Annotated in this window: 7 protein-coding genes and 2 pseudogenes; 8 read left to right on the forward strand and 1 reads right to left on the reverse strand. The window is 63.4% G+C overall.

Features of this window, described 5'->3' with window-relative positions; all coding sequences use genetic code 11:
• Positions 1 to 36: 36 nt before the first annotated feature.
• The 8 genes and pseudogenes from G3N98_RS37515 to G3N98_RS37550 all read left to right on the forward strand — a co-directional run.
• A pseudogene (locus tag G3N98_RS37515) lies at positions 37 to 561 on the forward strand (anti-sigma factor); the annotation flags it as partial.
• A gap of 243 nt (positions 562 to 804) precedes the next feature.
• A complete protein-coding gene (rpsF, locus tag G3N98_RS37520) occupies positions 805 to 1,179 on the forward strand; it encodes a 30S ribosomal protein S6 (protein ID WP_006402295.1) in 375 nt (124 codons plus the stop codon).
• Between the two features lie 40 nt (positions 1,180 to 1,219).
• A complete protein-coding gene (gene priB / locus G3N98_RS37525) occupies positions 1,220 to 1,519 on the forward strand; it encodes a primosomal replication protein N (protein ID WP_011657069.1) in 300 nt (99 codons plus the stop codon).
• A 4-nt stretch (positions 1,520 to 1,523) separates the two neighbouring features.
• Positions 1,524 to 1,799, forward strand: coding sequence for a 30S ribosomal protein S18 (rpsR, locus tag G3N98_RS37530; protein ID WP_006486248.1), 276 nt, complete (start codon positions 1,524 to 1,526; stop codon positions 1,797 to 1,799).
• 27 nt (positions 1,800 to 1,826) lie between these two features.
• Positions 1,827 to 2,279: a 50S ribosomal protein L9 gene (gene rplI, locus G3N98_RS37535; RefSeq protein ID WP_021156519.1), complete on the forward strand. Its 453-nt coding sequence runs from the start codon at positions 1,827 to 1,829 to the stop codon at positions 2,277 to 2,279.
• 139 nt (positions 2,280 to 2,418) lie between these two features.
• Positions 2,419 to 4,842, forward strand: coding sequence for a replicative DNA helicase (gene dnaB / locus G3N98_RS37540; RefSeq protein ID WP_206150946.1), 2,424 nt, complete (start codon positions 2,419 to 2,421; stop codon positions 4,840 to 4,842).
• Positions 4,843 to 4,980: 138 nt separating this feature from the next.
• Entirely contained in the window at positions 4,981 to 5,607 is a 627-nt protein-coding gene (locus G3N98_RS37545) for a DUF47 domain-containing protein (protein WP_034188683.1), read from the forward strand.
• Positions 5,608 to 5,617: 10 nt separating this feature from the next.
• Positions 5,618 to 6,628, forward strand: a complete 1,011-nt coding sequence (locus G3N98_RS37550) for an inorganic phosphate transporter (RefSeq protein ID WP_046543500.1) — start codon at positions 5,618 to 5,620, stop codon at positions 6,626 to 6,628.
• A gap of 148 nt (positions 6,629 to 6,776) precedes the next feature.
• On the opposite strand, the pseudogene G3N98_RS40075 reads toward G3N98_RS37550, so the two are convergent.
• Positions 6,777 to 6,884: pseudogene (locus tag G3N98_RS40075) on the reverse strand (peptidoglycan endopeptidase); the annotation flags it as partial.
• Positions 6,885 to 6,953 lie beyond the last annotated feature (69 nt).

Raw genomic sequence — 6,953 nt, forward strand, 5'->3', positions numbered from 1 at the left:
GCGTGACTGTAGTTCAGCCCTGTGCTCTTCCGATCTGTGGCCGCGCTGCCCGGCCTCGGCTGGGGCGTCGCGCTGCTGGTGGCGCTTGCCGCAGCGGGCGGGATGACGTTGTCCGCCCGCCACGCCGACACCGACCGCACGGTCGACGAACTCGTGTCGAGCCACGTGCGGGCCGACCTGTCGGCGCGCGACATCGACGTGATCTCGACCGACCGGCACACGGTCAAGCCGTGGTTCAACGGCCGGATCGACTATGCGCCGCCGGTCGAGGATCTCGCGGCGGCCGGCTTCGCGCTGGTCGGCGGCCGGCTCGACTATGTCGGGCGGCGTCGCGTCGCCGTGCTCGTCTACCGTTACCGGCAGCACGTGATCGACGTCTACGTGCGGCCGGCCGGGGAGGGGCCGGGGGCGCCGTACACGACCGTGTCGCAAGGCTACGCGCTCGACCGCTGGGAGGCGGCCGGAATGACCTGGTGGGCCGTGACCGACGCCGAACCGTCGGCGCTCGCGGCGTTCAGGACCGCGCTCGATGCGCGACTCGGCGTGACACGCACCGAGTGACGGCGGCGGGCGGCGGCCTGCCGCCTGTCGCGCGTTTCTGTTCCGACCCTGACCAGGAAATGCGCCCAAGAGTGCCCGACCTGCCCGGGTTCGCCCCTTCAAGTCTTTGAAAACATGGCCGAATCCGCGCGCGAATCGTCGATTGGCCTTGCATGCGCCCCGTATCCGGGTTAGAATCTTCGGCTTCTCACTTGCCACACCGGTTCAGACGCCCGGGTGGCTTTAATCCACAAGGAGTGTGTAATGCGTCATTACGAAATCGTATTCATCGTGCACCCCGATCAGAGCGAGCAAGTGCCCGCGATGATCGAGCGTTACAAGACCACGATCACGTCGCACGGCGGTCAGATCCACCGCGTCGAAGACTGGGGCCGTCGCCAACTGGCCTACATGATCGAGAAACTCGCGAAGGCTCACTACGTCTGCATGAACATCGAGTGCGACCAGACGACGCTCGACGAACTCGAACACGCGTTCAAGTTCAACGACGCCGTGCTGCGCCACCTCATCGTCAAGATGAAGAAGGCCGAAACCGGCCCGTCGCCGATGATGAAGGAAGTTCAGCGCGAAGAAGCCAAGAAGGCGGCTGCAGCTCAGCCGACCGAAGCGCAGGCTTAAGTTCGTCATTCATTAAGCCATCAAGGAGCGCGTCACTCACGTGAACAGGTTGCAATTGACGGCAAGCGTCGTCGAACGCGCACCGGTGCGATATACGCCGGCAGGTGTTCCGATCGCAAGCGCCACATTGCATCACCGCACGGAAGTCGTCGAAGCAGGCATTCCCCGTCAGGTCGAAATGACGATCGAGGCGGTGGCGGCCGGTGAGGCGAGCGGCAGGCTGGAGAGTCGTGAAATGGGCGTCGAAACGCTGTTCACGGGCTTCCTGGCAAAGAAAAGCCGCAACGCGAGAACCTTGGTGTTTCACATCACAGCATTGCAGGACATTGGAAAGGACTGAAATCATGCCCCGCCCGACTGGTAAGAAATTCGACAAGCGTCGTCAGCAACAAAACCCGCTCTTCAAGCGCAAGAAGTTCTGCCGTTTCACGGCTGCAGGCGTCGAGCAGATCGACTACAAGGACACGGAAACGCTGAAGGACTTCATCGGCGAAAACGGCAAGATCACGCCGGCTCGTCTGACGGGTACGAAGGCGCACTATCAGCGTCAGCTGGATACGGCCATCAAGCGTGCGCGTTTCCTCGCGCTGCTGCCGTACACCGATCAGCACAAGGCGTAATCAGGCGACGCAATAAGGAGAATTCGAATGCAAATCATTCTGTTGGAAAAAGTCGCCAATCTGGGTAACCTCGGCGACATCGTCAAGGTCAAGGACGGTTACGCTCGCAACTTCCTGATCCCGAACCGCAAGGCTCGCCGTGCAACGAAGGAAGCGATCGCCGAATTCGAAGTTCGCCGCGCCGAGCTCGAAAAGATCGCCGCTGAAAAGCTGGCAGCATCGCAGGCAGTCGGCGAGAAGCTGAACGGCCAGTCGTTCGAAATCACGCAGAAGTCGGGCGTTGACGGCCGTCTGTTCGGCTCGGTCACGAACGGCGACGTCGCGGAACTGCTGAAGAAGGCAGGTTTCGAAGTCGAGAAGCTGCAAGTTCGCATGCCGGAAGGCCCGCTGAAGATGATCGGCGAGCACAACGTCCAGGTCGCGCTGCATACGGACGTCGTCGTCGACGTCACGATCAACGTGATCGGCGACCACGCATAAGCGTACGCAAGCTTTCCGGGCGGCTTCCGCCGTCCGGACAAGGGCAGGCGCCCGGGCAACCGGGGCCTGCCTTTTTTATTGCTCGTTCGCCGGTGGCCGGTATGGCGCCGTCCTGTGTAATTCGCGATAATCCCAACCCATGAACGCGCCGCAAGATCCTCAAATCGAATCGCTGAAAGTCCCGCCGCATTCGGTCGAAGCCGAGCAGTCGGTGCTCGGCGGCCTGTTGCTCGACAACGCGGCCTGGGACCGGATCGCCGACTTCCTGTCGCAGGGCGATTTCTACCGCTACGACCACCGGATCATCTACGAGCACATCGGCCGCCTGATCGCGTCGACGCGCCCGGCCGACGTCGTGACCGTGTACGAAGCGCTGACCACGTCCGGCAAGGCCGACGACGTCGGCGGGCTGGCCTACCTGAACGCGCTCGCACAGAACACGCCGAGCGCGGCGAACATCCGTCGCTATGCGGAAATCGTGCGCGACCGCGCGGTGCTGCGCCGGCTCGTGTCGGTCGCCGACGAAATCTCGGCCGATGCGTTCAACCCGCAGGGCAAGGAAGTCCGCCAGCTGCTCGACGAGGCCGAGTCGAAGGTGTTCTCGATCGCCGAAGAGGGCGCGCGCGGCAACCAGGGCTTCCTCGAGATCGGCCCGCTGCTCACGCAGGTCGTCGAGCGCATCGATACGCTGTACCACACGGCGAACCCGAGCGACGTCACAGGCACGCCGACGGGCTTCGTCGACCTCGACCGGATGACGTCCGGGATGCACGGCGGCGAACTGATCATCGTTGCGGGGCGCCCGTCGATGGGTAAGGCACAGCCGCTCGACGCGCGCGTCAGGACGTTGACTGGCTGGAAGCCGATGGGCGAGCTGGCGATCGGTGATGCGCTTGCTTCGGTCGACGGGGCATCGTCGATCGTGACCGGCATCTATCCGCAGGGCGAACGCCAGGTGTATCGGGTCAGCTTTTCGGATGGACGTTCGGCCGAATGCTGCGACGAGCACCTGTGGTGCGTCCATTTCCGCGAGTGGGAAAAGCCGCGAGTGCTGTCGACCGCGGAGATTCGCACGTTGCTGACGCGCGAACGCTACCGGAACCGGTTGTGGATCGACATGCCGACCGGCGAGTTTGGTCATTGCGAGGCGCTGCCGGTTGATCCCTGGGTACTCGGCGCGCTGCTGGGCGATGGTGCGCTCGGCGGGACTGCCGTGCGTTTCAGCGTGAAGGCCGAGGAAACGTTGAACCGGATGCGCGAGCGTGTCGACGTGTCGCTCGAACTTGAATACGCAGGCCAGTACGACTGGCGCATCAAGCGCCGGCGGTCGACGGCCGCAGAGGCCCGGCCGTCCGCCAACCCGCTCAAGGCTGCGCTCGAGCAGCTCGGTGTGTGGGGGAGGACGAGTTACGACAAGTTCATCCCGCGTATCTACCTCGATGCGGACAAGGACGCGCGGCTGGATTTGTTGCGCGGGCTGCTCGACACGGACGGCTGGGTCGAATCGTGGGGTACGGTGCGTTATTCGACCGCCAGTGCGCAGTTGGCGAGCGACGTGCGCGAACTGGCGCGTTCGCTTGGTGCGTGGTGCCAGGTGGTCGAAAAGGCGACGAGCTTCACTGTCGACGGCGAACGCAAGGCCGGTGCGACGGCTTACGTTTGCACGATCAGTCATCCAGATCCGCAGAGCCTGTTCCTGTTCAAGGGCAAGCGCGAGCGGCTGACGGCCGGCCGGACGCGCCGCAAGCTGCCGGTGATTACTGGTATCGAGCCATCGCGCCGGACTGCCACGCAGTGCATCTCGGTTTCGCATCCGTCTCGGCTGTACGTGACCGACGATTACGTCGTGACCCACAATACGGCCTTTTCGATGAACATCGGCGAATACGTCGCGGTCGAGTACGGGCTGCCGGTCGCGGTGTTCTCGATGGAAATGCCGGGTACCCAGCTCGTGATGCGGATGCTCGGCTCGATCGGCCGGCTCGACCAGCACCGGATGCGGACGGGCCGCCTGACGGACGAGGATTGGCCGAAGCTGACGCACGCGGTGCAGAAGATGAGCGAGGCGCAGCTCTTCATCGACGAAACGGGCGGCCTGAACCCGATGGAATTGCGCTCGCGCGCACGGCGGCTGGCGCGGCAATGCGGCAAGCTCGGCCTGATCATCGTCGACTACCTGCAGCTGATGTCGGGTTCGTCGCAGGGCGAGAACCGCGCGACCGAAATCTCGGAAATCTCGCGATCGCTGAAGAGCCTCGCGAAGGAACTCGACGTGCCGGTGATCGCGCTGTCGCAGCTGAACCGCGGCCTCGAACAACGCCCGAACAAGCGCCCGGTGATGTCGGATTTGCGTGAATCGGGCGCAATCGAACAGGACGCGGACGTGATCCTGTTCATCTACCGTGACGAAGTCTACAACCCGGACAGCCCCGACAAGGGCACGGCCGAAATCATCATCGGCAAGCAGCGTAACGGTCCGATCGGCCCTGTTCGGCTCACGTTCCTGGGGCAATACACGAAGTTCGACAACTTTGCAGGGGCGCAGACGTTCTACGGCGAGTAACGCCGGTTGTAAAGCCCTAAATCGCCAAACGTTGTATCCAATCCCGGCGCGCGCATGTGCGCGCGTCGCGGCGCGACCGAAAACGGTACAATGTCGCCCGTTTTCGTGACAGTAGTTTGACAATCTCTCAGGAATCCCATGTTCGGTCGATTCATGCCCACCGAGGGCAAGTTCTTTGAACTCTTCAACGCGCACGCGAAGCACATCGTTTCCGGTGGCCGCGAGCTCGAACTGCTGATCGACAATCTCGCCGACGCCGAGATTCACAAGCAAAACGTGCAAACCGCCGAGAAGGCCGCCGACAAGCTCACGCACGAGGCGATCGATCTGCTGCACAAGACTTTCATCACGCCGCTCGATCGCGACGAGATCCACAAGCTGATCACGACGATGGACGACATCCTCGACCTGATGGAAGACGTCGCGACCGCCGTGTCGCTGTACGACGTACGTTCCGTCACGTCCGAAGCGAGCCAGCTCGCGCACATCGTCACGCAGTCGGCCCAGCACGTACAGCAGGCGGTCGGGTTGCTGTCCGACATGAAGCAGTCGGCGCAGATCCTCAAGCAGTGCGAGGAGATCGACCGCTGGGAGTCGGAGGCCGATCGCGTGCTGCGCGCGGCCATGTCGAAGCTGTTCCGCGAGGAAGACGACGTGAAGACGCTCATCAAGCTGAAGGCGATCTACGAACTGCTCGAAGAGATCACCGACAAGTGCGAGGACGTCGCGAACATCATCGAAGGCATCGTGCTGGAAAACGCCTGAGCGGACCACGATGCATTCGATACAACTCGCCCTATGGATGGTCGCGGCACTCGTGCTCGTCGCGCTCGTATTCGACTTCATGAACGGCTTTCACGACGCGGCGAACTCGATTGCCACCGTCGTGTCGACCGGGGTGCTGAAGCCCCAGCAGGCCGTCGTGTTCGCGGCCGCGTTCAACGTGATCGCGTACTTCATCTTCCACCTGAAAGTCGCGCAGACCGTCGGTAAAGGCACGATCGATCCCGAGATCGTCGACCATTACGTCATTTTCGGCGCGCTGGTCGGCGCGATCGGCTGGAACGTGATCACGTGGTACTACGGGATCCCGTCGAGCTCGTCGCACGCGCTGATCGGCGGCCTCGTCGGCGCGGCGCTCGCGAAGTCAGGCTGGAGCTCGCTGAACATCGACGGGCTGCTGAAGACGATCGCGTTCATCTTCATCTCGCCGCTGCTCGGCTTCATCCTCGGCTCGCTGTTCATGCTCGGCGTGTCGTGGCTGTATTTCCGCACCGCGCCCAGCAAGGTCGACCGGCGCTTCCGGCGGCTGCAACTGCTGTCGGCCGGGCTGTACAGCCTCGGCCACGGCGGCAACGACGCGCAGAAGACGATCGGCATCATCTGGATGCTGCTGATCGCGTCGGGCTATGCGTCGGCGACCGCCGATGCGCCGCCGGCGTGGGTGATCGGCGCGTGCTACCTGTCGATGGGCCTCGGCACGCTGTTCGGCGGCTGGCGCATCGTGCGCACGATGGGCCAGAAGATCACGAAGCTCAAGCCGGTTGGTGGCTTCTGTGCGGAAACCGGTGGCGCGATGACACTGTTCCTCGCGTCGTTCCTCGGCATTCCGGTGTCGACCACGCACACGATCACCGGCGCGATCGTCGGTGTCGGCGCGACGCAGAAGCTGTCGGCGGTGCGCTGGGGCGTGGCCGGCAACATCGTGTGGGCATGGGTGCTGACGCTGCCTGCGGCTGCGTTGTTCGCGGCCGGCGGATGGTGGCTCGGTCACCAGATCTTCTGATCGCCGACGTAGCCGGATCGACATCCGATGCGCCGCCAGCCGAAAGGCTGCGGCGCATTTTCTTTTGGAGCGGGGAGTTTGCGACGGAACGGGCGGGGTGGCGGCACATACCGCCAACGTGATTGACTGTCGAGGTTCGGGCAGCCGGTCAGTAGCTTCCGTTCGCAAACCGCGCGATCGGATCGTCTGCCGTACTGGTGCGCGGGCTGAACGGCTCTGGAGCGCGAGCCGTGCGGCAGAGATTGCGCAGAGGTGCCGTGGCGCTGAATCGACTAGCGTTGTCGATGAAACGAAGCCGGTCACGAAGCCGCCGCCTTTGCTTTTC

It is taken from the genome of Burkholderia sp. Tr-20390, from assembly GCF_017104595.1.
Lineage (GTDB): Bacteria > Pseudomonadota > Gammaproteobacteria > Burkholderiales > Burkholderiaceae > Burkholderia.